The sequence below is a fragment of the Chroococcidiopsis sp. CCALA 051 genome (genome assembly GCF_003015105.1).
Taxonomy (GTDB): Bacteria; Cyanobacteriota; Cyanobacteriia; order Cyanobacteriales; family Chroococcidiopsidaceae; genus Chroococcidiopsis; species Chroococcidiopsis thermalis.
This window is the reverse complement of the sequence record NZ_PYCI01000035.1, coordinates 26,226-51,855: the sequence shown is the minus strand read 5'-3', so window position 1 is coordinate 51,855 and position 25,630 is coordinate 26,226. Positions and strand designations below refer to the sequence as shown.

The window sequence follows — 25,630 nt, the reverse complement described above, 5'->3', positions numbered from 1 at the left end:
TCGAAATTTCCACCAAAAGTCATGGAGATATGCACGACCTAACCGATGAAGTTAGTCGAATTGTGAAAAATTCTGGGATTAAAACGGGAATGGCTCACATTTTCAACATAGGCAGTACGGCAGCCATCGGCACGATTGAATTTGAGCCAGGACTGCAACGCGATTTACCCGAACTTCTAAATAAGCTGATTCCACCTAGTCGAGAATACGGACACGAACAGATGTGGCATGACGGCAACGGACATTCTCATTTGCAAGCAACGTGGCTGGGACCTTCTCTGACTGTGCCAGTACACAACGGCAAGTTAGAGCTAGGAACCTGGCAGCAAATTTTTCACCTGGAATGCGATATCAAACCGCGACAGAGAAAGATTATTGTGACCGTTTATGGAGAATAGTTAAAAAACAGCCATATACTCGATGCTTCTCCTTCAACCAAAACTAACAGGGCTCATGCCATTTTTACCATAAGCCAAGAGCTAATTTGCATAACGATCGTCCACTCATCGTAGAGATCGATATGGTAGAGCGATCGCCCATCTTTCAACTCATTCTTCACACAATTAGGAAGCTGAGTTGTACCGCTCTGGAATCATCTCGAAGGAGAGTACCTGATGATAGAAAACACGCCTGCTAATCCACATGACACCTGCGAATCCTTTGAAAAGCCAACCGAGATCGCGATCGTGCGCCCCGACGCGGCAATACTAACTCACGAACGGTTGTCCCATTTTGTTGGTATTTCCGCAAACACAACAGGGGCGAAGGGAATTTCAATGAATCTCGTAATTATTCCTCCTGGTGGAATTGCCGAGCCACATCTTCACCCAGAGCATGAAACAGCAATTTATCTTCTCAAGGGTCGGGTTGAAGTCTGTTATGGGCAGGGACTCCAGCAGTGCCGAGTCTGCGAAGCAGGTGATTTTGTTTTTACTCCCCCAGGCGTTCCCCATCAGCCGCGTAATCTCAGCGCAACAGAACCCGTTTACGTGCTAGCTGCCCGCAACGATCCAGACGAACAAGAGAAAGTTGTACCCTACGATCCGACATTGGAAAGTTGAGCGAATTTTAGAGCAGCAAACAATATCTAATTCTGAGTTAAGTAAGTTGATTTATTGTTAACTAAATTTAGACAAAGTTCGCTTTAAATAGTGCAACTAAATAGCTGAATTAAAAACGAATTGAGCGACTCAAAATATTCATAAAACTCGCGATTACTTTGATATGATACTTACATCTAAAACTTTGATTTTAGTAGTAGTTGTATCTTGAGTTTAAATGTCTGTCGATAATATTTGCAAATATCTTTCCGAACAGTACCCTGAAAGCTTTGTTAACTGGATTCTAGGTGTAACTACAACTGATGCTAACATTCTCAAATCTGAGTTAACTGTTGAACCAATTCGCGCTGATTTCGTTGCTTTATTGCGCCCCCAGGAACGGATTTTACATTTAGAGTTTCAGGTAGAAGCTATCTCAAATCCACCACTACCTCTAAGGATGTTGGATTACTATGTAAGGCTTTATCGACAGTACAATCGTCCAGTCGATCAGTTTGTTATCTTTCTCAAACGCACTGGCTCAACAGCAGCTTACACTGACGAATTCATAACTGATAGTATTACATATCGCTATCGAGTTATTCGATTGTGGGAGCAAGATCCAGCTCCTTTATTAGCAAATCCTGCACTGCTGCCTTTAGCAACACTGGCTCAAGCAGATTCTCCAAATACTTTGTTAGAGCAAGTTTCGACCCAATTGGATATGATTGAGTCACGGGAGCAAAGAAGTAATATTTCGGCTTGTGTAGAAATACTTGCAGGTTTAAGGTTTGAAGAAAGTATTATTCGCCAATACTTGAGAGAAGACATTATGAAAGAATCAGTAATCTATCAAGGAATCATCCGTGAAGGCATACAGCAAGGAAAGCAGGAAGAAGCCCTATCGTTTACCATGCGTCTACTCACACGGCGAATTGGTGAAGTTGCTCCCCAATTACAAGCCCAAATCCAAAACTTAACCACTCCCCAGCTTGAAGAATTGGGAGTGGCGTTGTTGGACTTCAATAATGCTGACGAGCTAGCTGCTTGGTTACAAAACCAGTCGTAGGATATGCTTCAGCTTCCTGCTTCTCGCTCGACATCTTCAACCCCATACTCTTGCTCTATCAACTGCAACACCTTATCCTCCAACGGCGTGAGATAAGTCTGTTTTCCCAAGTGTTCCAGCATGGTGTAAGCTACGCGATCGCGAAATCCAGGTACTTCTCTTACTTTCCTTATCCGCTGCAAAATCTGTGGTAACTGCCGATGGGATTCGGGAGAATCAATCTTATTCAAGTTTTCTGGCTTCACAGTTAGAGTTGCATCGTGAACGTCAACCATTACTGTAAAGTCTCTCGGTTCCACTGCGATCGCCCAACAACCGTTATATTTCTTTTCTTTACCTTCTAGCCTTACCAAGGTGAATACGTCACCAACCTGGCAGTAGTTTTTGGCATTCACCAGGGGCTTTTCTTTGAGCTGCTCGACGATCCCTTTGACCACCCGCCCTGATGGGACTTTACCGTTAGATGCAACTAATGCTTGTTGCCAAACTTCACATTGCTCGTCTGGCTCTAGAGCAATCAAAGATCTAACTTGACGTTCGCTGGTGGGTAAAATTTGGGAACCATTGGTTCCCATTTGTAGATTTTCTACCACTTGAGAACCAGCAATTAGATAGTTTACGTGACGGCGAGTAAATCCAAACCTGTCTTGGCAGTAAGCCTCAAAAGTTTTATGGGTAGAGCGATACAATCGTCGCTCTCGTAATTCTGCCAATGCTTTACCCGCCTCACAGAATGCCCTCTCTACACGCAATTCTAGACGATGGCGATCGCGCTCCTCACCTTCGTCTAGTTCTTCCAACACCTCGACTTGAACCGATTCAGCCTTAGCTAAACTCGATTCGTCGTATGATTCTGGGTCGGGTTCGCGGACGCGATGATGATTCGTAGCCATAGCCCGCTCTCCACGCTTGACGGTTAGGGTTGAGTTGTCTGTCACCATATCTGAAATATCTGTAACGCTGTCACTTGATGAGGCTATCGAGGTAGAGGACGCGGTGGAGGGCGATCGCTGCCAGTCTAGGGTCGAGACAATTTCCAAGTGCAGATCGCCGCTGCCTAACAACTGGGTCGCCGCTCTTAACTCCAATGGGTCTGTCCAACTCTTCGGCAATCCGAAAGCCGCCTCTAAAAATTCGGGATTGGCTACCTGATTTCTCCCCAGCAATCCCAACTGCTTGCACTTGCCCTCGAACTTGCTCGTACCAGGGGGTCGGCTCTTGGTTGAATTGTTGGACAACGCGCCTGGACGTGGCAACCAACAATAACCGAGCGCCAATCCAGGGCGTTTCAAAGTAGGCGCTGGAAACACAAACCCATTCCGCATCGTACCCGATGCTGTCAAAGGTTCGGAGCAAATTTCGGAAATATGAACCTGGTGGTTCCCCCGATCTAATTGGGCAGGTGAGCAATCCTGGGACGTTTTCGATGACTGCAAACTTTGGTTGGAGGATGGCGATTGCATCTGTGACTGCTGGAATGCAATCTCTTGGGTCGTCTGCTCCCAATCTTTTTCCTTCAAGGGAGAATGGTGGACAGGGGGGTGAAGCTGAGATGAGACTTGGCAGTTGTCCTCTCCACAATTGCCAATGACTTCGCTCTCTGACATCGTGGAAAATGGAGACGTAGGGAAACCGTTGGAGCAAGATATCTCTGATGTATTCATGTTCTCGGTCGGCGATGAGATCGCACAGTCCGACGAGTTCAAATCCTTCGGTAACGATACCAGCGACGGGGAAACCTGCGCCGATTCCCGAACAAAGATCGAGTTGGGTAAGGAGCACATTCAATGACTTCAAAATAGTCGCGGTGAAATAGGCTGTTGTCTGTCGTGCGTACCAAATCGAGATCTACCCTGTCTATCTCAAACTCCATTCCGGCACAGACAAAATGCAAATCGTTAATACGAATGCGTGAAGCGGAGCTATCCCGAAGGGAATCGCCTACTTGGGGAGTTGGGAGTCGGGAGTCGGGAGTCAAGCTAATAGGCAATGGGTAGTGGGTAATAGGTAATGAGTTTGCTTTTCCCCTAGAACTCGCCATGATACGCCTTCTCCTCGCACTCGTCCTCCAGTCCCAAGTCTGCCCGTTCCATCCGTTTCAAGTTGGCTCGTTCCATTTCCTCTTGCTTTTTGGGGTCTACGTTACAAGCTTCTTCATGCCGCTGCTGCACTTCCACTTCTTCATCTGGAGTGCGATCGACCGATCTCATGCTCATCCCCTGAGCCAGCAGCCTTGTTTCTAGAATCTGCCGCTGTCTCTCTTTGACCGTGGCAGTCCAATTATCCCGCTCGATCCTATCCAGTTCACCGCAAATACCTCGGTTGAATCGCTGGTCGTATTCCTCGCAGTGGGTATAGGCACTACCAGCAGAGCATCGATAACACGCCGGATGTAAGTCTTTGTCATAGTCGTAGCCTGGAATTACCAACTCGGCTAGTTTTGGTCTAACTATTCCAGTATCGTGACAGCAGAAGCAGCGCCAGTCTGGATACCAAATCTCAGCGTCAACACTCTTATCTTTATCCGGTCTGATTGGCTGGCGGTCTAGTTTAGGCAGGCTCATCGGCTATCCTCCCCGCGTATGCATTGGTTTTCTGCGCCCACATGAGAAAAGCAAGCCTTTCCTCCCTCTCAAATTCATTCTCAACCGCCCACGGATGTCCCTCCCAATAAGCCTTGTGCAACCAGTCCATCAGGCGCGGGTCATTCTCCCAGTCATATTTGCGGGCGATCGCTTCCTGTTTTGCCTCCCGTCCCGCCGAGGACGCTAAAAAATATTTGTAAAGTTCTGTAAAGTTCGCGGCAATCCATTTGTCTGGAAGCTCAGGGGGGTGTGGTAGGTTGGCTGCCTTCTTTCTGCCAAATTCCAAAAAAATCTCTCTCTCGCCTTCTGAGAGAGTCTGAATAAAGTCTATATAAGTCTTATTAGTCTGAAGAGTTCTGGGAGTCTTGTCTGGTAATGGTTCTGGCTGCTGGCTGTTTCCTACAGGAAACTCCGGTTTCCTATAGGAAACTTCGGTTTCTTCTGGGAAATCTTGGTTTCCTATGGGAAACCCTGGTTCACTCTGGGAAACGTCGTTTCCTATAGGAAACGATGCAACAGCAGACTTATCTGCCTTGATCCGGATCTTGACTCGTGTTAACTCTACGTGGACAAGACCTTTTGCATCCAAACTCTTGATAGCCTTTGAAACTGCTCCCTTAGATAAACCCAGATCCTCAGCCACCGCAGTGACGCTATACTCCAAGTTGCGATCGCCAAACGGATCTAGGGTTCGCACGTAGAGAAAAACCTTAATCTCTACTCCTGTCAAGTCTTTTAAGTCAAGCACCTCTTCATGGGTTAGGGGGTAGAAAAGAGGCTTTTTAGTAACTTTTTGCTCAGATGTCATTACTTCTTAACCTCCTCACCAGTAACTTTGACTGCAAAACCCAGAACCGCTACCTCAATATCTGCTAGTGCTAAGAGCGCACTAGCAGTTCCAAACAAGTGCAATCGTTTTTGGTGTTGTGGATAAAAACCTGAGTAAACCAGTATTTGACCTAGAGCCGCTTTCCAATCTTTGACAGCCTTAACTTCAATAATTTCAGTGTCGGTAAGCAAATCAATTCTCCCAGCAGGAGTAATAACTTCTACTAATCCGCCTAACTCGGCATGAAGGCGATCGCGTATTTGATATTCGACACTATTAGACTGATTACAAAAGAATAAGTTGGGAAAAAATTTTAATTCAGCAATCTTCTTCACAGATCGCTGGACAGTTCTCCTGGTAAGCCCCAACTGTTCTGAAATAAATGCGGTGTCTATTTCGATTCTTGAATCTGGAAACGGATTCTTAATCATTAAATAGAGGTATACCCGAAGCTCAGCATCAGTTAAAAGTGTGTTGAGCTTGAGAAACTCATCCATCGTCAATGGGTAGTGAGTTGGTTTTGACATCTCTATACCTCCTCACAAGTGACTTTGACTGCGAAGCTTAAAACAGCTGCTTCAATATCTGGCAATGCTTTTAACTCTTTGGTAGAACCAAACAAGTGCAGTCGTTTTTGATGTTGTGGGTAGAAGCCTGAGTAAACTAAGATTTGACCCAAAGCTGCTTTCCAGTCTTTAATTGCCTTAATTTCGATAATTTCGGCATTGGTGAGCAGGTCATTTCTGCCAGCGGGAGTAGCAACTTCCACTAATCCGCCCAACTCTGAATGAAGGCGATCGCAAATTGATTTTTCTATCGTGTTGACGCTGCGAACCTTGACCCACTTAGGCAGTAACTCCATCTCTTGGAACCTGGCTACAGCTCGGTAAAAGGTTGCCTTGCTCATGTTACACTCAGCCATCACTGTGAGCGTATCTAAGTTTTGATAGCGATCGCCCCAAGAATCCAACTTAGTTAGGTACGCCCATAGCTTCCACTCTGCGGCAGTTAGTTTTGCATCCATTAGTTTGTCCAATACACCGTGAGTTAGGAGGTAAAATTGCTCATCAACATTCATGCCTGTACTTCCTCCCCCATGACTTTGATTCCAAAACTAATGACTGCTGCCTCAATATCTGCTAATGCCTCTAGCTCACTAGCAGTCCCAAATAAGTGCAATCGTTTTTGATGTTGTGGATAGAAGGCAGAGTAAATTAATACCTGACCTAGTGCTGCTTTCCAGTCTTTGATTGCTTTAACTTCAATAATTTCTGCTTCAGTCAACAAATCAATACGACCAGCGGGTGTAGTGACTTCTGTTAGTCCACCCAGAACAGCATGAAGACGATTACGTATTTGGCATTCAAGATTATTGTTGCTTGACGTAGAAAAGACTCCAGGTTCTATCAATCTCCCTTGCTCTAATGTTCTAATAGCCTTTGAAACCGCTCCTTTAGATAAACCCAACTCCGAAGCTATTGCACTAACGCTATATTCCAAGTTGCGATCGCCAGACGGGTCGATGGAGCGCACGTAGTAAAGAACCTTAATCTTCGCACTAGTCAAGTCTTTCACAGTTTCAACCCGTTCGCTTCGAGTCAGTGGGTAGAAAGGAGCTGTTCTTTTCGTTCTCTGCTCTGCCTTCATTGGCTCACCTCCTTTACCCCCATCCCTATTTTTTGGCTGATAGGAGCATTTCCAGTTTCCTCTTGAAGGGTTAACCAAAAATAGATTTGCTCAAGTCCGATTGATTTTTCTATTCCGATACGAGTAGCAAGCGATAGTAGGGCTTGTAGAGTCGATTTTTGAATCAAAAGCTTAGTTTTCATTTACTGCACCTCCCTGAAGCATTGAGATGATGCAGCAGCTGCCAAGGGATTGCGACAGCGCCCCGAAAATGGTACATTCATAGGTAATCCTCCCTCGTAAGAGGGTAAATACATGAAAGCAAAAGTCAAACAGACTTACAACTGACATCCGGTGGCTCGGATGTTTTGTTGTTTGAAAATAAGCTATTATTGACGTAACCGTCAAAAACTTATGATGGCATTCTATGGCTATTGTGACTAAAAAGTCAAACAAGCAAAATTTTTTAGAATCTAAACTGTCTTTTTTAGCGCAAGAGACAAAGGTAGATGTTGCAACATGGTCTAGATGGCTTAATGGAAGTCGTTCGCCAACACTCGACACTCTTCGATGTCTGGCAGAAAGCTTAGATATGCCATTGTTGGATCTGATAGAAGCGTTTGAGGAAAGACGATCGCGTACCATCGCGGGAAGAAAGTCGGCTTGAGTTAAGCGATAGCATCTTGCATGTCGCAGCGCAGCGTAGTAAGGTTCAGTGCCAGCGCGTTGAATTGCTCGTGTTGTGCTACAGCTATGGCAGAGGGATGTATGTGTAATTACTGCACTGGGTTCCAGTAGGTTTAGATGATGCGTGGGAGCGATATGTTTCATACCTCGTCCCCCTTTACTGACTTATGTAGGATTTCGTCGGCAACGCTCGCATTTACGATTCTTTGGCGATGCCTTGTTGTCCTTACCTGGTACAAGCAGGTAGCAACATAACCCTTACGCCTGTAATTCTCAAGATAATCTTCTTTAAATTTCCTAGCATCTCCCCCCGTGAGCCGATTATGCTCGTGAAGGCTGAGGGTAGCATTAGTAGCTCGTCTTTCTAGGCTGTAAATACTTTCAAGCGGTACTGTTTCATGAATGGCGAGTCCGTAATCAGTAGCGTAAAGCTTTCCATTCAGACCTAGAATGCTGCCAAGGCAGAGTAGCCCTAAGCTACTAGCTGGGAAATCAGGATAAAGAATGACTGTCTGATTTGCTTGTAGATCCCACCGAAAAACGACACAGATGCCAATACGGGATGCAAGATAGACGGCAAACCGCTGCCACTTTGGATCGAGGGGGCGGGTGAGAAAATAACATGGCATTATCACACGCTCCCTGCTGATTTCGACTCACATAACCACTTGACAAAGCAGATACAATTGATACACCGCAGCACTACGTAGCGCAATCTTTGAATTGATGGCAGTGTCTGTGAGACAGGCGATGAGAGTGAGACTTCAATAACAGTTCTATTCTCATCAACCGTTGCTCTCAGTTCTTTGTGCGTATATACTGCTGCACCCAAGAATATATCTGGCATATTTGGCATAAACCAGTAAAAGCTGTTACTCATCGCTCTAGCAGATAACATATCTTTGGAAAACTTCCCCATATTCCGCGCTATAGCTTTTTGTGCGTCAGTTGTGATAAATTCGCTCATGCCGATTTTTCGCTCCTCACTAAGAAAGGCAATCCTGTATTAAGGTGGATTAGCCGTCTGAATAGTATTTATGTTTCACAGACGAACATTTTCCTAAAATACTACAGAGAATATAAGCTATCGTGAGACCCTAAAGCAATTTTTTGTAATAAATTCTTTATCAGGCAGCAATAATGATGTTAGACAAATCAGAATTTTGCACGGTAAAACCTAGCTTTCATCACCTTTCGCCCTTACTCTTGCCCATCAATGAGCGTTTTAGGGAATGTTTCATCTGGAGGCAACACACTCAGCTTGTAGCTAAAACCGATTTATATCAAAGTTTTTTAAATTGGCTTCATATCACTTTACAATATGTCCCATTTTGCAGGTATCTCGATGGACACTCGACTATAGAAACTATTTTTACTATTCCTGTTAGTCATTGCTTTGGGAAGCAGAATCTTCAAAACCATCCTCATCTGACTCTTCTACTTCTTCTTTTAATATTTCAAGGAAATCTTGAATTGGAGCTTTAATCTGATTGAGAATAGATGAACTCTGTGATTGTGGTCGTACTATATTAACAATTTGCTTGGTTACTCTAGATTGGCTAGATTCTGCTATTAATTCAGGCTCGCTAAACTGCTCTAAAACACCAAATGTTAGATCCCGTAAAATTAGAGCGGGAGTTCGTATAGGCTCATCAAACAAGATAGAAGTTGCTTTATAGATGGCTGACGATACTAGATCTGAAATATCGCGCGAACTAAGAGGTTGTCCTAAACTTGGAAGCTTATTAGTAGTTCCAAGTCGAATAAAGACTAGATTGTCCTTTGGTAAAATCTTTGGTAAAAACTGTTCAACCCAAACGTCTAAATCTTCTGTTAAAAGCCTGGGTATCTCAAACTCTTTATTTGTTTTATGTTTAGTATTTAGGCAAATTCTATAGTTATCCCGATCGCGAATTAGAGATTGTCCTAACTTTAATTCTCGAATTTCCCGTTGACGTAACGGTGTATAAGTCAACAAAGCTACAATGAGATATCGCTGCCAAGACCTCATAATCGCACTTTCAGAACGTGCTATTCCTGACTTTTGTAGCGGCGCACAACACTGATGAAGATATTCGACTACCATAACACTTTGTTTAAAAGTCATCGGTATTCGTTCGCTTTTTTCCTCTAAAGCTTCTTGAAATTTTTGATTTAAAGAGTGGAGGTACGCTTGTAAGTCTGCAACTGGCTTCTCTTCGATTTTAGACATGGAAAATAGCCAACGGGAAACGGACAAAGCTGCTTTAGTTACATTCAAAGCCCAGCCATATTCATTTTTTCTTGTTTGTATTCCCCACTCTACAAATTTCTGTAATTGGCTAAGATCTATAATTTGTTCTAAGCTAAGTTGTTTTAAATCTTCTCCTTGAACATTTTTGAGCCACCCTAAAATACATAGAATCTTAAACTTATAGAGTCTAAAAGTAGCTGGATCTATAGTATTTTCTCGATCTAATTGTACAGCCGTGCTTGTCCAAAAACTCTCCAGCTGTTCGAGGTGTTGCTTTAGAGTATCAGTGAGTTCTTCTTCCTTAAGAGCATAAGGATTTGCTACCAAGTTACGTCCCCCTCGACGTGATGAAGCCAAAGTATGACCGCTAGCCATCTGAGGTGTACGATCGCCAATCTCACTACTGCTCAGGTAACTTTGCCAACCTTGTGCATACAGCCATTCAAAGAATCTTACTAAAGCTGAGCGGTAGTTAGCGATCGTACCGTTAGATATTGATCGGGACGCATTACTTCGATCGGCTTTACTACTCAAATTGTTGAGCAGTTTTGTTGCATCTCCAATAAGCTTTGATAGCGGAACTTGAGCGAGGCATTCCTCAAGGTTACTCCGCTTCAAATCTTTTGGATTAAATCCATAAGTAGGTAAAATATACTGTCTGAAAACAGTTCGCAGATTGTGGACAAGTCTAGGATTCTTTTTACACGCCTGCCCTACGCTAAATTGCTTGTATGCTTCTAGGACTGTTTCTGGTTGCATAGTTGATTGACTGACAAAAGTATTGGATTACTTGCTAGAATAAGCCACCGAGCTGTGTAATGTTTACAGGACGAAAGAGACGATGCTGTTGATAGTAAATTTAGCTCAACAGATGAAACTTACCTCAAATATCTTGTATGATGCGCCACTTACACTGACAAATCAAGGTGGCACTTGGCGCTGCGGTTCGACTCTGCAAGTAGGGTAGTATTCTAGGGCTGTGAATTTGGCAGATTCGCAGAGTGGAAGTCTGGGGCTACTAAACTGAGTAGGCGTGAGTTGATGTTGAGTAGTGCAATAAAATGTGGGAGTGTAATAAAAATAGTGATGTAGAATTTTGGCTTCCAGCGAACCGTTTTATTAAGAATAGCCTACGAAAAAATGCCATTTTCCGGTTAGAGCATTTGCAATAAGAGACTTAGTTTAGAACAAAATGCTAAAAATCAGTACTATCACTATTTTATTAGGCTCCAATGCCGTTCGTATGCTCCCTGTTCATCCGTACAAAAGAGCTTAACAGATCGAACTGATTTAACTACAATCGCGAGCATCAAGAACTGAGGGAGGCGATCGCTTCCACCCCAACCGTGGGTACTACCCGAATAGAAATGGATGCAGGAGAGCGATCGTGGGGTGTTGGTCTTTTAATGCCTGGTTCTATTGTTGAATATTTTGGTGGAGCGGGACAGTGGACAGTCAAATATTCTACTGAAATCTTTGCCAAGATTGTCGTTCGCTATGGAGAAGAGGAGATAGTCAGCTGCGGATACTTGAGGTTAGCGGGGATAGTAGCATGAATAAAATTCGAGACTGTAAATTGATTTGTGGCAATAGTTAAAACCTGATTCTCAACCACTTAAAGTAAACTATTGCAACAACAAGACAACAAAGATGTCTATCCGACCCGAACTGATTGATGAGCTGCTCCAAGATTACCAAAATCCTCAAGACTTACATAGAATAAGCTTTTTCAAATAATCTTACCGAAAATTACAGGGCTTTCGGTTCAATGCCACCATGTTTTGTAACTTCTGTGCTGTGACGTTGAGGGCATTCAGTTGCTAGCCAAACAGTCATAAGACTTAACCAAGCTTTTTACTTATTGTACTCAACCAATCGATCTAGAACATCCCCCTATTTAGTTTGGCACTGTATAGCTTGAGTGAAATTATTGAGATTTAATATTTAGAGTTCCTCCTTTTTGTCAAAGTCTCAGTAAAATTTCAGTTGTATAGCTTCCTATTTAAAGATATAACACTTAACTAACATATAATTTACAGTCGATTAAATAGTCAAGTCTAACAATTGAGGCAAACTACTGTAATGTCATATCTAACTCTTATTAATCAAAAAAAATTTGCTTTGATTAAAACTTTTCAAGCTATTTTTATTTTGTTTCTCCTATTGTTTTCCTTCGTGATAAACTCACCTGCTAATGCTGCATCTGGTATCGACAAATTATTAGAACTAAAAGGTTATAGTAAAACTGAAAAGTTTGATGTGTACGATACCTCATCTTATCCTGACTATGAAAATCCTCATCACGATTATGTAGAAAGAGGAGATGGTGACATAAAGGTAATTCCTATAGATTTAGAACAAGGTATTTCATATGTTTTTTTAGGCTCAATAGCATATACTTATACTGACTCTTGCTATAATATGGAACTTAGTCTTTTAGACGATCGAGGAGAGCTGATTTCTGAAAGTGAAGGATATTCTAAAACACCCATGCTTCAAGTATCCGCTCAAAAAACAGGAAGATACAATCTTGTTGCCGCAACGCCTAACCACTCAAGCAATACTACATCTTGTGGATTTAATATAGACGAATATTCCAATCAGACTGAGAGTTGATATTAAACGATAGAGCCTTTATTGACACTCAAAAAACGAAAAAGCCATGTAGTATTTACTACATGGCTTCAATTCTTCTATGCTTGTTCAAAAGCTTGTTCGAGCTTTTTCAACATACGGCGATATCTTTTAGGAGTACTCGGAGCGCCTAAACGGACAATCCACATTAGGGCAGTATTGTGGTCTAGTTTTAATTTAGAAGCTACTTCCTCCACCAAGTCCCAGTCCATGTTCCTTAAGAGTACAGACTTGCGCTGTATATCTTCACTTGAACTACGGACAGAACACAACCAGCGAAGTGGCACGATTCTGTTGCCCATTTTCTGGTTTAACTGGGGTTGAAATCGCAGAATCATGGCTGTCTCAATCACGGACAATAGTCCGAGAGCGCGGCATTCTAACCAGGCGATCTTAATGTCCCCAGTTCTTGCCTCTAGCTCCTGAATTCTGTGATGAGTCCACCAACGCCGTAGAAGACTAGTTTTAGATAATCCGATATAAATAACTCGCTCGTTTTCGAGAACGAAATAAATTCCAGGCACATTTGGTAATTCTTGCCGTCGTGCCAAGGGGAGCCAAGGAAGAGATAAAACATCTGTATGAGCTGCAATCTCTTCGGCTTGCTGGTGGAATTGTGCATCTTCTGCATCTAATTCTGCCTTAATTGTTCGTAACAACTGAAGATTGTCATCTTCTAAGTTGGTAGGTGTTGAAAATTCGTTCATGGTTGAGTCCTTGCGGGGTTTGATTTGATAAATTGATAATTCCTTCCCGCGATCGCGTGGTGATTTAAACCAGCGATTTCGACTGTTGGAGACAGTCTCATCAGGCGGAAAAATAACCGCAGATGGAACAAGCCATCTGCGGTATTTAGGTGATTGCTGCTGACGAGTCAAGCATTAGTAAACTCGCCGCCACGATCTTGTAGAACATTATCTGTATGCATCCAGTAGGGGACGTGCAGCTCTTTTCCCCTTATATGAATTGGTTACGGCTTTGCATGGGACATTCTCGATGAAGACAAGCCCGCGACAAGCTAAGAGACATAACACTCAAAAGCTCTATCTGCCGATTGCAGCATAGGCTGGAACCTCACGGTATCCAATAATTGATAAATCTATTATTTTTGGCTACTACGAATCTCTTTCCACCACTACCCACGATTGAAAAGTAAGGGCAACTCCGATGTGGCTGAGAGGTTTGAATGTGGTGGCAAACTTTATATCCTAATATGTATTATTATACACAAAAATAATTTAATTGTCAAATGCTTTATGTTTCTAAGCTAAAAGCAGGATCGGGCTATGATGCGATCGCTGACAAACAGTAACCAGAGGTTGGCTGAACCATAACTTTTTTGACAAAATTTGGCGGATCGTCTTTAGCCAATGCTTTGATGCTACTGAATCAACAAATCTAGGTTATCTGCTGATAAAGTTTGAAAGTCAGTCGGCGCTGTTTCTCCAGCTCCCTCCTCAGATGCCGTTTGAATTGCAGCGCGAGCCGTTTCGTTTAATTCCTTTAGTTTAGTGGCGATCTTTTCCACCGTTGATTCCGGCAACCAACCAGATTCCACTAGCACTTTCACGCACTCTAGTTCGTGCATCCTCTCGCCAAGTACCCGCTCAATTGCCCATTGCGGCGGACCTCGGCGGACTGTTTTCGTGGAACGCTTAACTAACTTTACATTCCCGCAGCCATCTTCCAGAATTTCAGTCGTTTCCCATGTTTCTGTGGTGCCTTGAAATAGGTACTCAGCAAGACTTCTTTTTGCTTGTCGCTTCAAGGCTGTCGGACAGTTTCGTTGATATTCCTGCTTTGCTTGCGCGACCCCCTGCGCGAACTCGCCATGTTTTCTCAGCCACTCGTAAAAGGTGTTTTCGTTAATCTCTCCTGCCTCCCATCCAGCGCGATCGCCCCCTTCTTGGCGAATAGCTGCCAAAATTATTTCTACTCGTTCGGGAGTGTATTTTGTTTTCGCCATCCGAATCGCGTCCTTGCCACAGCAATTTTATCGTTCAAAATTTGGTGCAATTCATCTTAGCCGATCGCTTTTTTAAGTACGTCTAGTAGGATAGTTAACTAACACATTGCCATAAACATCGGCAATCATCCCAGCCAGATGCAAACCCAAATTAGATCCCGATTGCAACATTAGCAGCAACACGGGCGAGACTGAGGCATCACCCTACATCTGCATTATCATCGGAAGACACTCCCTCTAACTGCGCTTCCAGTTCCTCAATTGTTGGCAAACTGCCTTTGATCTTTTCTGGCAAAGCATTATGGAGCTGATAAGTAGAAACGCCAATCGGCTTGTTCAGATCGCGTAGGGCATACTCTGCAATGACTCGATTTTTGCTTCTACATAAAATAATACCAATGCTGGGCTGGTCGTCCGAGTGTCGTAGTAGGTCGTCCACTGCTGACAGATAGAAGTTCATCTTGCCCGAAAACTCCGGCTGGAAGTCCACTATTTTCAGGTCAACTACTACAAAGCAGCGCAAGCGTAAATGGTAGAACAGCAAGTCTAGGTAGAAATCTTGTCCTCCCACCTCTAAATGGTACTGGCTTCCGACAAAGGCAAACCCAACCCCTAACTCTAGCAAGAAATCACGGATGCGCTCGACTAAAGCTTTTTCTAAATCCCGCTCCTGCGCTGATTCTCCTAAACTGAGAAAGTCAAAATTGTATGGGTCTTTAACAATCTGTTGTACTAATTCCGATTGCGGTTTGGGGAGGGTGCGCTCGAAGTTAGTGACGGCTTTTCCCTGTCGGTGGTACAGTCCAGTAGAGATCTGATGGACTAAAACGTTGCGACTCCAGCCATGCTCGATTGTTTGCTGGATGTACCACAGTCGCTCGGTGGAGTCTTTGACTTTATCTAGAATGGTGCAGTTGTGGAACCAAGGAATTTGTCCAGCAAGCTGCTGGACAAATTGCTCGTCAGGGTAAGCTTCGGCAAATGCTCTCATGTAGAGCAGGTTAGTACGGGAAAAGCCCTTCATTTGGGGAAATTCCTGCTGCAAATCTTTTGCTAACTGCGTAACGACTTTTGCTCCCCAGCCTTGTTGCTGTTGACGAGTTAGAATCTCGCGCCCAATCTGCCAGTAAAGCAGCACTAACTCGCTGTTAACCGCAAGTATTGCCCGCACTTGGGCGCTGCGGATGCGTTCTTTGAGATCGTGCAGAAAGTCATTGTAGCCCGCAGCTATTGGAGATTGGTCATTCGCCATATATTTGTAGCATTTCAACAATTCACCATTTTGAGTTTTTGCGTGTTTAAAAACTTAAATTTTGTTCTGCTGGCATTCTATAACCTGAAGAAAAAGACGACAAGCAGTTTCTCCTCCCAATCGCTGCTATACTTGTCGCTGTCTCTAAACTTTTCAGATTTTTGCGTATTTAAAAACTCAACCATTCAACAGTTTAACTTTCTGGTAATCTAAAAACTCAAGTATGGCGATCGCGACACCATCACTCAAACTTTTAAAATTTTGCGTATTTAAAAACGCGAACACTTAAAAACCTAAGTATTTGACACTTGAAAAATTTAAAAGTAAAACCACGAATATGATTCTCACAGTTGCATCGTTCAAAGGTGGCGTGGGTAAAACTACAACAGCGGTTCACCTTGCTACCTACTTGCATTCAAAGGGCGAAACGCTTCTGATCGATGGCGATCCAAACCGCTCTGCCACAGGCTGGGCGAAGCGCGGCAATCTGCCTTTTAAAGTGATTGACGAAAGGCAAGCAGCTAAACACGCCCCCAAGTTCCAGCATATCGTGATTGACACCCAAGCCCGACCGGAGCAGGAAGATTTAGAAGCACTCTCTGAGGGATGCGATTTACTCGTACTGCCTACTACTCCTGATGCCCTATCGCTAGATGCTCTGATGCAAACTGTAGATGCCCTGAAGTCACTTGGGGCTGAAAAATTCCGCATCCTCATCACCCGCATTCCTCCCAAACCCAGACGGGATGGAGAAGAAGCAAGAGTTATGTTGAGCGAGGCGGGATTACCCCTGTTCGCAGGAGGTATCCGCGAGGGGGTAGCTTTTCAAAAAGCTGCGCTTGCTGGTGTTCCAGTCAATGCAGTTTCAGATCCACGCGCAGGGATGGCATGGCGTGACTATCAACGTATCGGTCAGGAGGTAATCGAGTGAGTAAATTTAAGAGTATTTTAAGCGCGGCTAAGAATAGAGAGCCAGAGCCGGAGCCAGAAGAATTCAGCCAAGATGCCGTTGTCAACCAACCGCAGCCAGTTGTTGAATCCCAGCCAACCCAGAAACGGGGCAGACCTAAAGGAAAGCGATCGCATCCCGACTACGAGCAAGTCACAGCCTATATCCGTAAGGAAACCCACCGAGACATCAAAATTGCGCTACTGTCTGAGGGCGATGGGCGAGAGTTTAGCGAGTTAATCCAAGAGCTACTGGAGCAGTGGCTAGTTTCGCGTACTTAAAAACTCAAAACTTCAAAAACTTGAAGACTTAAATATTTAAACGTCTAAATTTTTTTTGTATTTGCACCACAGCACGTTTGGGGGTAGCGGCAAAAGTTACCGAAGATGTCAGGCATTTGTTGCAGCAAACACCTATCAGTATGGAAGAGTTCGTGTGGGATTATCAGGCGAGATGGATGTTATAAAGCCAGCACCAACTGTAGCTGAGAATGAGGATTTTTAGTATCCTCTGGCAACGGTTCAGGAGAATCTTCAACGGCTGAGCAATAGCGCGAATAAGTGCAACGATAACTTCGTTAAGCTTCGCTAACGCACTGTTCCCCTGGCTGCGGTTCCCAGTCGCAATCCGTCCGCAGTTGCCAAGCAATTTTACCAATGACAGTCTCTACCAGCTGCTTGTGTTCTGGAGTAGCGTCAAAACTTACCTTCTCCCCCGTCCGCAGATAAATCAAACTCAACTTCCGCAAGCTCTGACGATACCGCTGCTCAAGGGCAAGGTAGTACAGTCCGATTTGTAAGTCGATTTCGTCCTCTTTTGGTAGTTTGATTTCCTTGGTTGACTTGTAATCAATTAATTCCAGCCCATTGTCCAGGTAGTCGAGGCGATCGTAACGTCCGGCGATCGCAAACTCAAGATTCGCCACCTGTAAGCTTGCCTGAATTTTTCCCTCTACCGCTAGGGGTTTATGAATTGCAACTTCAGAGGCGATGAAGTTTTGATAGTAGATTTCTAAAATCTGCTTGCCATCCTCAGCCTGGGCAGGACTTAAGCTATCGGTGTGCTGCCCCCAGCAATCTAACAACCAATTCATCTGGGGCAATGGTTCTTGGTAGTGCCAGTCACGGTAGGCTTGAGCCAAAGTTTGGTGTAGTGCTGTTCCCAGTGCTGCCGAACCAAAGAATGCATTAGTTTTCAGCCCTAATTCATACCTGAACTGATATGCCTGGGGGCAGCGGTGGTAGGTTTGCAACTTGGTGGCTGAAATTTGATAAGCCATAAGCCGGAGATACGAAAAGCAGCATTTGGGTCATCTTACATTGTTTCTCGCTGCCATTGAAACCCGCACTGAATGAGTGAGAGTAGTTAGTAACCCGTGTTAAGCGATTGGTTGTTGGTGAGGAGCGATCGCGCAATCGCGTGGTGAGCTAGTCGGCAATACGGCGTTGTCGATGCGATCGCTCCAAAACTGCTGTTGCCTCTATTTCTATCAAAAAGTCTTTAACAGCAAGGGAAGAAATACCAATCCAGGTTGTTGCAGGTGGATTACCATCAGCAAAAAATTCTTTCAGACCATCAGAGATCGCATGAATTTCTTTGTCTGGGTCGTAGTCAACCATGTAGATCCGCAATGACACGACATCCTTAAGCGACCCACCGATAGCCTCCATCGCTGATTGAATATTTCTTAGAGCTTGACGCATCTGCTCAGAGCGAGTGATACCGACAATTTGTTCTTGGGCATTAAATGGTGTCTGACCAGATAGATACACTGTCCGCCCACCACCACTAGTGACAATTTGAGAGAAGCCATATTTCAAGCCCGAAAATAAGGATGCTGGATTGACATATTCTTTTGACATACTGAACCACCTTTTCAAACGATATACAAGCAACTACAAATGTTGAGCGACCCTTAAGCAACTTGCAGACTGCGCTATTGAGCTTTAAGGCAACTCAACCTTGGCTTAACAATATAGATTTACCTCGTTTGTGGTCTTACAGGTTATTGCTTGTTTTACAGATTTTTGCTGCTATTGACAAAGGCTTTTGGCGTAGTATTTACTAGGCGTTTGAAGTGATAGCCCAGATGCCCTTGGTTAGCAAATCCACATTGAACAGCAACGTCAGCGATACTCAGATCGCGCTGTCGCAGGAGCTGCTTTGCTCGTTCCACACGTTGTCTAATCAAGTATTGATGAGGAGTAATACCCACTGACTGCTTAAATAGCCGCGCAAAATGGTATTGACTCATATCTACGACTTGAGCCAGTTCAGACAATCCTATATTTTGAGCCAGATATTCATCAATATACTCAACCACCTGAGCCAGTTTGTGTGTAGGCAATCCACCTCTATACTCTTGAATAGGTTTTCCCAGAGGCGAGTTGATTTTGAGTAAATGTACCGCCAGCATTGCTGCTGCTGATTCCCCATAAAGACGACCCGATAAACAACCAGACTCAAGTTCGGACTTAAGAGCATATGCAAGGTGTTGAATTAATGGATCGACAATCTTAAATTGCGGCGTAAATTCAATATGTTTTGGATCGAGCGACTCATAAGCAACTTGTTCGACCAATTGAGGTTCAAGGGCAAGCAGTATACAACTGTTCCTCTGTTTCCAAACTAATGATTTGCCAACAAGAGCGGGACAAAAGATGATATCTCCACCTTGGAAGTAATAGCGTTTAAGCCGTTCGTCTAAACAACATTCAATTAAGGATGGATTGCCTAATTCACTGCAAATTGTGAATGTATGTTGACTGAGATAGTGTTTTGGAATTTCACAGGCAGGTTGCTGATAATAGGCAAGAAAAATGTTATTCCACCCTGCTTGATGGCTCGATACAACAGGTGCAACAGGCACAATTTTGTCTGCTAAATTCTTCATTTGGGCTATCCTGACAGTAGGATCTTGCTTTCTTGTCATTAGATGCTTTATTTTCCGTCTTCTTCAGGTATAAGACAGCAATCGTACAACTTCAGCCAAAATCTAATTTTGAGTTTAATTTATAGGCTTGATACAATTGAACATTAAATTAATTTATCATAGAAAAATTTTAAACTACTGTCTCATCAACAACCGAAGCCGTATAACTAGTTATTAAACGGAAACTTTCTGACTATTCACCTTATATGGGGTGATATCAAGAACTGTTCGGGATATTCACTTTATTTAGAAAGATATCAAGAATTATTCTATGCTTCCATCCCGAAGGCTGGACAAACTGTAAATCAGCGCACATACTAGCTCTTTGCTGCTTAGCCTCAAATTCCGCCTCCACAAATAAAGCAGCATAATTGACATATTAGGCACAAATTTTTGGAGGGTAGCTTGCAGCCGGAGTACGTGCTGGATGGGGAGCGGTTTGACACCAAGCGCGGAATTTTACGCGCCCAGTTGGACGGGTGTTTGCTGATGGTGAGCCGTGGGGCGAGAACCTAGAGGCGCTTAACATCCTGTTGCAGGGTGGCATAAGACAGATACCAGGCATAGTTTCGGTTGGTTTGGAAACACGCCGAAGCGATCGCGCCAACAACTGGGCTATCCTGAAACAGTCCGGCAGCTAACGCTACAGCTAAGAGATTGCCACCCAACCGCACTCATCAAGACGGCGTGGGCATTACGAGCGGCACTGCGGGGACAAGGAGCAACCGCATTCGACTGGATAATAGCGCTCGCTCTCGGAGCATCCAAACGTAGAACTCCTTCTGGTAGAGACTGACTAAGACATTGCATTACTCTCATTTAATGGCAGCATGAAATAACCAGCAAATACTAACTTGAGCAATCCCCGATGCATAAATAGTTAGAAATTGAGGAATCTACTTAAGTTTTCTCATTTCAAAGTTAGGTGACTATGCCATTCCTGAACTCGTGTTTTTACTGATTTTCTTTCCGTGCTTCTTAAGCCAGAATCGACGCAAGCGGATTTCCCATTTTGCGGAGCAAAACTCGATGATTTCCGAAGCGCTGAAGCCAAACGTACAAGACTTGCAAAAAGATGTTATCGATTTGCTGGAACAAATTAGTTCTCTGATGCATCGCGCTAGTACAGCACTTAGCTCTGATGGTACTGGCAATAAGTATGAAGAATTTAAGCAGGAAGTAGATGAGGAAGCGAAAAAGGTAAAAAATCTTGAGTTGAGAATGGCGATTGTTGCGCCGATGAAAGCAGGTAAGTCCACTATCATTAACGCGATTATCGGACAGGATATTTTACCTAGCCGCATCACTGCTATGACAACTCTGCCAACAGAGATTGTCTTTAAGGCTGAGTTAACAGAGCCAATACTAACGCTGAGTCCTGAAATTTTCTCGGTGTTTCAAGAGACATTTTTGGCTTTGCAGAGCAAAATTCAAGCATTAGGAATTGAGGGGACGCGGCAAAAAATAGCTCATTACCCCCATTTAGTTAAGTTGGCAGAGGAAATTAGAGATACAGTAGAGCCGCCAAGCCGTACCAAAATTTTTGGGCGTGAAGAAATTATCAAGATACTGACGAAGCTGAATGACATAATTCGGTTATGTAGCGAGATAGTTCCGCTTCAAAATTCACTGAGTCAATTAATGAATGTTCCTCGCATTGAGGTTCCCTTTTGCCGATCGCAAAATACTAGTCACAACGAAAAGCTAGGTAATCTAGTCATTGTCGATACGCCAGGACCAAACGAAGCAGGAGAAAACCTCAGACTAACTGCTGTGGTAGAAGAACAATTGAGAAAAAGCTCAATTGTCTTGATTGTTTTAGACTTTACTCAACTGAAAACAAAAGCAGCTGAAGAAGTTAAAAAAGAGGTTCAGAAGGTTATTCAGTTACGAGGTAAAGAAAATCTATACGTTTTGGTCAACAAAGTGGATCAGCGTACAGAAGGTGACATGACTCCTGAGCAAGTACGGCAGTTTGTCGCTGCTGAACTCGGTATAGGTGACTCTGGTAACAAGAACCGAGTATTTGAAATAGCTGCAAGATGGGCTTTCTGTGCTACTAACTTTTTGTTAGAACTTCAGCAATATCCAGACCAAGATATCGAGCAGATGATAACTGCACCAGCCTTAGCTCAACAAGCTCTTGGGGCAAGGTGGGAAACAAAACTGAAAAAGGTAAGTGCAGAAGACTTGCAAGATGAAGCTGAGTATCTTTGGGAAGAATCAGGCTTTGCTCCATTTCTCGACCAGGCGATCGATGCACTTATGGAAAGTGCTGCGCCTCGTTGCATGAAGTCCGCACTTCATCTAAGCCGTAGCCGCTTGGAGAACCTAAAGGATTACATAGGTATCCGTAGTCGTGCCATTGCTCAAGATGCTGAGAAACTACAGAATGAAGTCGATCTGCTGGAAGCTGATTTACATCGTCTTGAATTGTGCCACGATCAATTAAAGCAAGTAAATACAATCAAGACACAACTTCATCAAGAACTTAATACAATTCTCAACGATCTCAAGAAAAAAGCTAAGGTTAGCCTTGAAACTTTTTTGGATCAAGAAGAGTATCACCGTGCTGACTTTATCAATAAACGGGGAATAGAAGCAAGGAATATTACTAACTGGTTTTTTAAACAGTTCAGGCTGCAAATAGAGATGAAAGGCAGTAATCTTATCGAATTTGAGACTTCTAGGGAGGCAGATGAGTTTGCGGAAAAAGCCGTACTTTATGCGAAACAGAGAATTGACGGCTTGTTAGATGACATCCGTGAAAAGACACAAAGGCGAATTGAAACAGCGCGTAAAAACTTAATCGTTCGCTTGGATAGTGAAACCAAGCCAATTATTGAAAAAGCACGTCAACGTCTAAAACAAGCTTTCGATGTAGAATTATCACTGCTGCCACCACATTTAGAAACAGAAGATATGGAGGTTGCTAAACCTCATATTAAGAGCCAATGTCGTTACATAGACCAGGGCTATGAAGAAAGAGAAGTCGAGAAGAGATCGTTTTGGCATTGGCTTTGGATAGTTCCGTATAAAGAGACGGAAAGAATTAAACGACCAGACAAGGAAGTAAATTACTATACTGTTTCCCTAGAAGAACTAGTTTCTCAAATCAACTGCTCCACCGAGACAAGTATCGATCATATTAACCAAGGAATAAATAAGTATCTTGATGTAGACTTTAAGCAGCAAGTTGATATCTTCTTTGAGAACCTTGATGGTTATCTCCGTAATTACAGAGATAGTTTGAAACAGGCACAAGCAGATCAAAAACTATTACAAACTGAAAAGGAAAAATTAGTAGAAGAGCTAAATTCATTGGTTCCAGATGCAATCAAAAAAATCAAAGACGCAAATATTTGTATAGAACGTGTAGATTCGTTATTGTCAGGTGAATAATGTTTGATACATCCTATACACAAAATGTAGGTATCCCTAGCAAATCAACCTGCCGTCTTGAAGAACTCCAACGTCAAGTTCCTGTAGTTGGTGACAAAGCTTTAGTAGACCTAATCAATGGGATTCACGTTAGCAAAGACATCATTCGCTATCGTAAGCGGCGGGGTTTCTTCGGGCAACTGATAGACACGCTGGATGGCAGCGATCGCCAGCGCCAACTTTTGTTAGATGGAAACCTGATTGCTGGTCAAGAAGCACTTTCCAACTGGGTACTAGAATTAACTGACTCGCTTCGCATCAGTCAAGTTGCCTTGGCTGTTACCCAAAACTCTTTGTTAGAGGCGCGGGATGCTATTCGCAGCCAGAAGCAACAATTACACGCACAGCAATATGCTTTACTGGCACTGAGCCAACAATTAGATCGAATCGCTTGTCATGTAAGCACGCGATTTGACCAACTGGAGGCACGAGTGCGTCAGTTAGAAGTGCGGGTTGCTGCTAACGAGGATTTAGACCGGATTGTAACTGCTTGGGCTGCGGGGCAAACGTATGCTAAGTTACCTTGGGCTGTGCAAGTTGCTTTGTTATCGCGGGAAATATTCAGCAGTTCTGTTGCTATTTACGAACTAGAAACGGGCGATAAAGAACGTTTCCGCCAACTACTGGTTAATAAAATCCTTGCCGATAGTAAACATCTACCTAAAAGTTTCTTTGGACTTGCTGATTTATTAGACCAAACTTGGACAGAAATAGCAAAAGGAGATCGGGAATTAGTCGCTGATTTACTAGAGGTTCGCTCTGTTCCATTTCAGCGAATAGTGAATACACCTTACCTATTTGTTATTGGGACAACTTTAGAACTAGTAAACCTTCCAGAAGCAGCTAGACCAAGTAAGCCAGGACAAAGCGCGATCGCACTGTGTCACGCCCAAGTTGATAAGATCTCTCGCACTACTGATGCTCGTGAGTTTGTGACTAATATTGTTGAAGAAACAGCCAATAATTGTTTAGCAATAATCTGAGGAATCCACCGTTCGCTTTGCATTTAAAGACTGTCAAACTCAAGAGAATTCGCTAAAAAAATAAAGTATTTTTTTAAAAAGCGATGGAAGTTTATTTAACAAATCTACAAAATGAAGCGAAACAATATATTTACTAAATCAACATTCTCAACATTATTAGATAAATTACACATATTAGTATGAAAGCTGCTAATCCTCACTTTGGACTTGTACTTACGGGTGGCGGTGCTAAGGGAGCTTATCAAGCTGGTGCATTAATGTATCTTGCAGAAATCGGAATAGAGCCACAGATCGTTGCAGGCACTAGTATTGGCGCTCTCAATGGTGCTGTTTTGTCAGCACACCGTCCCTTTTCCTATGCGGTTCGACATCTCAATCAACTTTGGGATCGATTAGGTCAATCGGAGATCCTACGCCCTAATACAAATGCCGCTCTCCATATTCTCAGCTACGCTGCCCAAACTTTCGTACCAACTCTAAGAGAATGGGTACTGGATTTTTTGATACACCAAGGGATGTTGAAAGACAGCAGCACGATCTTCGATCCCCTTCCGATTGAGCAGATGTTAAGGGCAGCAGTTAACCCTACCCAGCTAAGAAGTGGAATAGAGTTGTGGGTAACAGTCTTTCCCGCCTTAAAAATTCCTGGCTTGCACTACGACTGGTTAATTGACTTTGTGCGTGCCAAGACTGGGACTGATGCTTGTTGGTTGTGCGTCCAAGATGTTGCCGATGACGCTGAACTCTACAACTTACTCTTAGCCAGTGCCGCTATCCCCTTAGCATTTCCCTGCCGAAAAGTTAACGATCGCTTTTATGTAGATGGTGGTTTAGCTGATAATGTACCTCTAAGGGCTTTAGCTGCCCGTGGATGCCAAAATGCGATCGTCATTCACCTAGAAAATGGAGCAGCATGGAACCGCTACGATTTTCCAGAACAAACTATTATTGAAATCCGACCGGAACAGCCGATCGATAAATTTGATACTCCGCTTTTGGGTTCGGTAAGCAGCCTGCTCAATTTCAGTGCCGAACGCATCACTGAACTAAAGGCTCGTGGCTATGAAGATGCCCAACGCTGCCTAGAGCCTATCATCCAGACTTTTCTTACTGTTGGCAGCCAGCGCCAGTCTCATAATATTTTGCTCAACTCCACGCAGAGGCTTCTAGACGATTCCATACTTTGAGGTTGAAACTCTCTGTTTAGATAACGAGCGTCAACTTTATTGTCTCGCTTGTCTTTACTTACCACTGCATCTGTCGCATTTCGAGATCGTTTCTCTAATAACTATTCGTTTCGTTAGCTCTAGCCAATACTCGCAAATCACGGTGGGGAATTACAGCCTTGCGAGAGTCCTTATTCAGGTAAAATTATTTTCAGCTAACAATGTTTTCGGCTTGCGT

Annotated in this window: 30 protein-coding genes and 1 pseudogene; 13 read left to right on the top strand and 18 right to left on the bottom strand. The window is 43.5% G+C overall.

Translation table 11 applies throughout. From position 1 onward, the window contains the following. Positions 1-5: 5 nt before the first annotated feature. From C7Y66_RS11075 to C7Y66_RS11065, 3 genes are all read left to right on the top strand, one after another. Positions 6-398, top strand: coding sequence for a secondary thiamine-phosphate synthase enzyme YjbQ (locus tag C7Y66_RS11075; protein ID WP_370143932.1), 393 nt, complete (start codon positions 6-8; stop codon positions 396-398). 216 nt (positions 399-614) lie between these two features. Next, complete coding sequence (locus C7Y66_RS11070) at positions 615-1,061, top strand: cupin domain-containing protein (RefSeq protein WP_106545618.1); 447 nt, start codon at positions 615-617, stop codon at positions 1,059-1,061. A gap of 217 nt (positions 1,062-1,278) precedes the next feature. Beyond that, the gene (locus tag C7Y66_RS11065) at positions 1,279-2,109 is read left to right on the top strand and encodes a DUF4351 domain-containing protein (RefSeq protein ID WP_106545617.1); all 831 of its coding nucleotides are present in this window, start codon (positions 1,279-1,281) and stop codon (positions 2,107-2,109) included. Positions 2,110-2,117: 8 nt separating this feature from the next. Here C7Y66_RS11065 and C7Y66_RS11060 read toward each other — a convergent pair whose 3' ends face one another. The 8 genes from C7Y66_RS11060 to C7Y66_RS11025 all read right to left on the bottom strand — a co-directional run bounded on the left by C7Y66_RS11060 (position 2,118) and on the right by C7Y66_RS11025 (position 7,352). Next, entirely contained in the window at positions 2,118-3,002 is an 885-nt protein-coding gene (locus C7Y66_RS11060; protein ID WP_233222629.1) for a hypothetical protein, read from the bottom strand. A gap of 70 nt (positions 3,003-3,072) precedes the next feature. Continuing rightward, complete coding sequence (locus C7Y66_RS11055) at positions 3,073-3,891, bottom strand: DNA cytosine methyltransferase (RefSeq protein WP_158265904.1); 819 nt, start codon at positions 3,889-3,891, stop codon at positions 3,073-3,075. Positions 3,892-4,136: 245 nt separating this feature from the next. Then, on the bottom strand, positions 4,137-4,673 hold the full coding sequence (locus tag C7Y66_RS11050) for a hypothetical protein (protein WP_106545615.1): 537 nt from the start codon (positions 4,671-4,673) through the stop codon (positions 4,137-4,139). Then, positions 4,660-5,502 (bottom strand): helix-turn-helix domain-containing protein, encoded by an 843-nt coding sequence (locus C7Y66_RS11045; RefSeq protein WP_106545614.1) that lies wholly within the window; start codon positions 5,500-5,502, stop codon positions 4,660-4,662. The genes C7Y66_RS11050 and C7Y66_RS11045 overlap by 14 nt, the downstream gene beginning before the upstream one ends. Beyond that, positions 5,502-6,050, bottom strand: a complete 549-nt coding sequence (locus C7Y66_RS11040) for a hypothetical protein (RefSeq protein ID WP_106545613.1) — start codon at positions 6,048-6,050, stop codon at positions 5,502-5,504. Before C7Y66_RS11040 ends, C7Y66_RS11045 begins: the two co-directional genes overlap by 1 nt. 2 nt (positions 6,051-6,052) lie before the next feature. Then, complete coding sequence (locus tag C7Y66_RS11035; protein ID WP_106545612.1) at positions 6,053-6,601, bottom strand: hypothetical protein; 549 nt, start codon at positions 6,599-6,601, stop codon at positions 6,053-6,055. Continuing rightward, positions 6,598-7,170: a helix-turn-helix domain-containing protein gene (locus C7Y66_RS11030; RefSeq protein ID WP_106545611.1), complete on the bottom strand. Its 573-nt coding sequence runs from the start codon at positions 7,168-7,170 to the stop codon at positions 6,598-6,600. The genes C7Y66_RS11035 and C7Y66_RS11030 overlap by 4 nt, the downstream gene beginning before the upstream one ends. After that, on the bottom strand, positions 7,167-7,352 hold the full coding sequence (locus C7Y66_RS11025; RefSeq protein WP_106545610.1) for a hypothetical protein: 186 nt from the start codon (positions 7,350-7,352) through the stop codon (positions 7,167-7,169). The genes C7Y66_RS11030 and C7Y66_RS11025 overlap by 4 nt, the downstream gene beginning before the upstream one ends. Before the next feature lie 224 nt (positions 7,353-7,576). Between C7Y66_RS11025 and C7Y66_RS11020 the strand changes: the two genes are divergently transcribed. Then, positions 7,577-7,816 (top strand): helix-turn-helix domain-containing protein, encoded by a 240-nt coding sequence (locus tag C7Y66_RS11020; protein WP_106545609.1) that lies wholly within the window; start codon positions 7,577-7,579, stop codon positions 7,814-7,816. A 160-nt stretch (positions 7,817-7,976) separates the two neighbouring features. On the opposite strand, the gene C7Y66_RS11015 is transcribed toward C7Y66_RS11020, so the two are convergent. The 3 genes from C7Y66_RS11015 to C7Y66_RS11005 form a co-directional block, all read right to left on the bottom strand. Beyond that, the gene (locus C7Y66_RS11015) at positions 7,977-8,465 is read right to left on the bottom strand and encodes a hypothetical protein (protein ID WP_106545608.1); all 489 of its coding nucleotides are present in this window, start codon (positions 8,463-8,465) and stop codon (positions 7,977-7,979) included. A 2-nt stretch (positions 8,466-8,467) separates the two neighbouring features. Further along, a complete protein-coding gene (locus C7Y66_RS11010; protein WP_106545607.1) occupies positions 8,468-8,803 on the bottom strand; it encodes a hypothetical protein in 336 nt (111 codons plus the stop codon). 417 nt (positions 8,804-9,220) lie between these two features. Then, entirely contained in the window at positions 9,221-10,828 is a 1,608-nt protein-coding gene (locus C7Y66_RS11005; protein WP_106545606.1) for a site-specific integrase, read from the bottom strand. A gap of 82 nt (positions 10,829-10,910) precedes the next feature. On the opposite strand from C7Y66_RS11005, the gene C7Y66_RS32895 reads away from it, so the two are divergent. The 3 genes from C7Y66_RS32895 to C7Y66_RS10995 all read left to right on the top strand — a co-directional run bounded on the left by C7Y66_RS32895 (position 10,911) and on the right by C7Y66_RS10995 (position 12,685). Further along, positions 10,911-11,036 (top strand): hypothetical protein, encoded by a 126-nt coding sequence (locus C7Y66_RS32895; protein ID WP_255409967.1) that lies wholly within the window; start codon positions 10,911-10,913, stop codon positions 11,034-11,036. Between the two features lie 379 nt (positions 11,037-11,415). Then, a complete protein-coding gene (locus C7Y66_RS11000; protein ID WP_106545605.1) occupies positions 11,416-11,625 on the top strand; it encodes a hypothetical protein in 210 nt (69 codons plus the stop codon). A gap of 526 nt (positions 11,626-12,151) precedes the next feature. After that, the gene (locus C7Y66_RS10995; protein ID WP_106545604.1) at positions 12,152-12,685 is read left to right on the top strand and encodes a hypothetical protein; all 534 of its coding nucleotides are present in this window, start codon (positions 12,152-12,154) and stop codon (positions 12,683-12,685) included. A 77-nt stretch (positions 12,686-12,762) separates the two neighbouring features. Here C7Y66_RS10995 and C7Y66_RS10990 read toward each other — a convergent pair whose 3' ends face one another. From C7Y66_RS10990 to C7Y66_RS10980, 3 genes are all read right to left on the bottom strand, one after another. Then, complete coding sequence (locus C7Y66_RS10990; RefSeq protein WP_146149776.1) at positions 12,763-13,410, bottom strand: GIY-YIG nuclease family protein; 648 nt, start codon at positions 13,408-13,410, stop codon at positions 12,763-12,765. A gap of 674 nt (positions 13,411-14,084) precedes the next feature. Next, positions 14,085-14,669, bottom strand: coding sequence for a hypothetical protein (locus C7Y66_RS10985; protein WP_106545602.1), 585 nt, complete (start codon positions 14,667-14,669; stop codon positions 14,085-14,087). Between the two features lie 199 nt (positions 14,670-14,868). Continuing rightward, positions 14,869-15,921: a YhcG family protein gene (locus C7Y66_RS10980; protein ID WP_106545601.1), complete on the bottom strand. Its 1,053-nt coding sequence runs from the start codon at positions 15,919-15,921 to the stop codon at positions 14,869-14,871. A gap of 337 nt (positions 15,922-16,258) precedes the next feature. Here C7Y66_RS10980 and C7Y66_RS10975 point away from each other — a divergent pair, with 337 nt between their 5' ends. Both C7Y66_RS10975 and C7Y66_RS10970 read left to right on the top strand, forming a co-directional pair. Further along, positions 16,259-16,852 (top strand): ParA family protein, encoded by a 594-nt coding sequence (locus tag C7Y66_RS10975; protein ID WP_106545600.1) that lies wholly within the window; start codon positions 16,259-16,261, stop codon positions 16,850-16,852. Continuing rightward, a complete protein-coding gene (locus C7Y66_RS10970; protein WP_106545599.1) occupies positions 16,849-17,151 on the top strand; it encodes a hypothetical protein in 303 nt (100 codons plus the stop codon). The genes C7Y66_RS10975 and C7Y66_RS10970 overlap by 4 nt, the downstream gene beginning before the upstream one ends. A 179-nt stretch (positions 17,152-17,330) precedes the next feature. Here the strand turns inward: C7Y66_RS10970 and C7Y66_RS10960 are convergent. The 3 genes and pseudogenes from C7Y66_RS10960 to C7Y66_RS10950 form a co-directional block, all read right to left on the bottom strand. Next, positions 17,331-18,149, bottom strand: a pseudogene (locus C7Y66_RS10960) (RecB family exonuclease). 148 nt (positions 18,150-18,297) lie between these two features. Beyond that, entirely contained in the window at positions 18,298-18,732 is a 435-nt protein-coding gene (locus C7Y66_RS10955) for a RidA family protein (protein WP_106545598.1), read from the bottom strand. 155 nt (positions 18,733-18,887) lie between these two features. Then, on the bottom strand, positions 18,888-19,802 hold the full coding sequence (locus C7Y66_RS10950) for an AraC family transcriptional regulator (RefSeq protein ID WP_106545597.1): 915 nt from the start codon (positions 19,800-19,802) through the stop codon (positions 18,888-18,890). 393 nt (positions 19,803-20,195) lie between these two features. On the opposite strand from C7Y66_RS10950, the gene C7Y66_RS32890 reads away from it, so the two are divergent. Further along, positions 20,196-20,318 (top strand): hypothetical protein, encoded by a 123-nt coding sequence (locus C7Y66_RS32890; protein WP_255409966.1) that lies wholly within the window; start codon positions 20,196-20,198, stop codon positions 20,316-20,318. Here C7Y66_RS32890 and C7Y66_RS31025 read toward each other — a convergent pair. Beyond that, positions 20,315-20,476, bottom strand: a complete 162-nt coding sequence (locus tag C7Y66_RS31025) for a hypothetical protein (RefSeq protein ID WP_158265903.1) — start codon at positions 20,474-20,476, stop codon at positions 20,315-20,317. The genes C7Y66_RS32890 and C7Y66_RS31025 overlap by 4 nt on opposite strands. A gap of 391 nt (positions 20,477-20,867) precedes the next feature. Here C7Y66_RS31025 and C7Y66_RS10945 point away from each other — a divergent pair, with 391 nt between their 5' ends. The 3 genes from C7Y66_RS10945 to C7Y66_RS10935 all read left to right on the top strand — a co-directional run bounded on the left by C7Y66_RS10945 (position 20,868) and on the right by C7Y66_RS10935 (position 25,413). Next, positions 20,868-23,204 (top strand): dynamin family protein, encoded by a 2,337-nt coding sequence (locus tag C7Y66_RS10945; protein WP_233222628.1) that lies wholly within the window; start codon positions 20,868-20,870, stop codon positions 23,202-23,204. Beyond that, on the top strand, positions 23,204-24,226 hold the full coding sequence (locus tag C7Y66_RS10940) for a diguanylate cyclase regulator RdcB family protein (RefSeq protein WP_106545595.1): 1,023 nt from the start codon (positions 23,204-23,206) through the stop codon (positions 24,224-24,226). The genes C7Y66_RS10945 and C7Y66_RS10940 overlap by 1 nt, the downstream gene beginning before the upstream one ends. A gap of 179 nt (positions 24,227-24,405) precedes the next feature. Further along, entirely contained in the window at positions 24,406-25,413 is a 1,008-nt protein-coding gene (locus C7Y66_RS10935; protein ID WP_106545594.1) for a patatin-like phospholipase family protein, read from the top strand. The last annotated feature ends 217 nt before the right edge of the window (positions 25,414-25,630 follow it).

Coding starts and splice junctions, on each gene's coding strand:
- C7Y66_RS11070 (WP_106545618.1), top strand. CDS start 615: ATGATAGAAAACACGCCTGCTAATCCACATGACACCTGCGAATCCTTT.
- C7Y66_RS11065 (WP_106545617.1), top strand. CDS start 1,279: ATGTCTGTCGATAATATTTGCAAATATCTTTCCGAACAGTACCCTGAA.
- C7Y66_RS11060 (WP_233222629.1), bottom strand. CDS start 3,002: ATGGCTACGAATCATCATCGCGTCCGCGAACCCGACCCAGAATCATAC.
- C7Y66_RS11050 (WP_106545615.1), bottom strand. CDS start 4,673: ATGAGCCTGCCTAAACTAGACCGCCAGCCAATCAGACCGGATAAAGAT.
- C7Y66_RS11045 (WP_106545614.1), bottom strand. CDS start 5,502: ATGACATCTGAGCAAAAAGTTACTAAAAAGCCTCTTTTCTACCCCCTA.
- C7Y66_RS11040 (WP_106545613.1), bottom strand. CDS start 6,050: ATGTCAAAACCAACTCACTACCCATTGACGATGGATGAGTTTCTCAAG.
- C7Y66_RS11035 (WP_106545612.1), bottom strand. CDS start 6,601: ATGAATGTTGATGAGCAATTTTACCTCCTAACTCACGGTGTATTGGAC.
- C7Y66_RS11030 (WP_106545611.1), bottom strand. CDS start 7,170: ATGAAGGCAGAGCAGAGAACGAAAAGAACAGCTCCTTTCTACCCACTG.
- C7Y66_RS11025 (WP_106545610.1), bottom strand. CDS start 7,352: ATGAAAACTAAGCTTTTGATTCAAAAATCGACTCTACAAGCCCTACTA.
- C7Y66_RS11020 (WP_106545609.1), top strand. CDS start 7,577: ATGGCTATTGTGACTAAAAAGTCAAACAAGCAAAATTTTTTAGAATCT.
- C7Y66_RS11015 (WP_106545608.1), bottom strand. CDS start 8,465: ATGCCATGTTATTTTCTCACCCGCCCCCTCGATCCAAAGTGGCAGCGG.
- C7Y66_RS11010 (WP_106545607.1), bottom strand. CDS start 8,803: ATGAGCGAATTTATCACAACTGACGCACAAAAAGCTATAGCGCGGAAT.
- C7Y66_RS11005 (WP_106545606.1), bottom strand. CDS start 10,828: ATGCAACCAGAAACAGTCCTAGAAGCATACAAGCAATTTAGCGTAGGG.
- C7Y66_RS32895 (WP_255409967.1), top strand. CDS start 10,911: ATGCTGTTGATAGTAAATTTAGCTCAACAGATGAAACTTACCTCAAAT.
- C7Y66_RS10995 (WP_106545604.1), top strand. CDS start 12,152: ATGTCATATCTAACTCTTATTAATCAAAAAAAATTTGCTTTGATTAAA.
- C7Y66_RS10990 (WP_146149776.1), bottom strand. CDS start 13,410: ATGAACGAATTTTCAACACCTACCAACTTAGAAGATGACAATCTTCAG.
- C7Y66_RS10985 (WP_106545602.1), bottom strand. CDS start 14,669: ATGGCGAAAACAAAATACACTCCCGAACGAGTAGAAATAATTTTGGCA.
- C7Y66_RS10980 (WP_106545601.1), bottom strand. CDS start 15,921: ATGGCGAATGACCAATCTCCAATAGCTGCGGGCTACAATGACTTTCTG.
- C7Y66_RS10975 (WP_106545600.1), top strand. CDS start 16,259: ATGATTCTCACAGTTGCATCGTTCAAAGGTGGCGTGGGTAAAACTACA.
- C7Y66_RS10955 (WP_106545598.1), bottom strand. CDS start 18,732: ATGTCAAAAGAATATGTCAATCCAGCATCCTTATTTTCGGGCTTGAAA.
- C7Y66_RS10950 (WP_106545597.1), bottom strand. CDS start 19,802: ATGACAAGAAAGCAAGATCCTACTGTCAGGATAGCCCAAATGAAGAAT.
- C7Y66_RS10940 (WP_106545595.1), top strand. CDS start 23,204: ATGTTTGATACATCCTATACACAAAATGTAGGTATCCCTAGCAAATCA.
- C7Y66_RS10935 (WP_106545594.1), top strand. CDS start 24,406: ATGAAAGCTGCTAATCCTCACTTTGGACTTGTACTTACGGGTGGCGGT.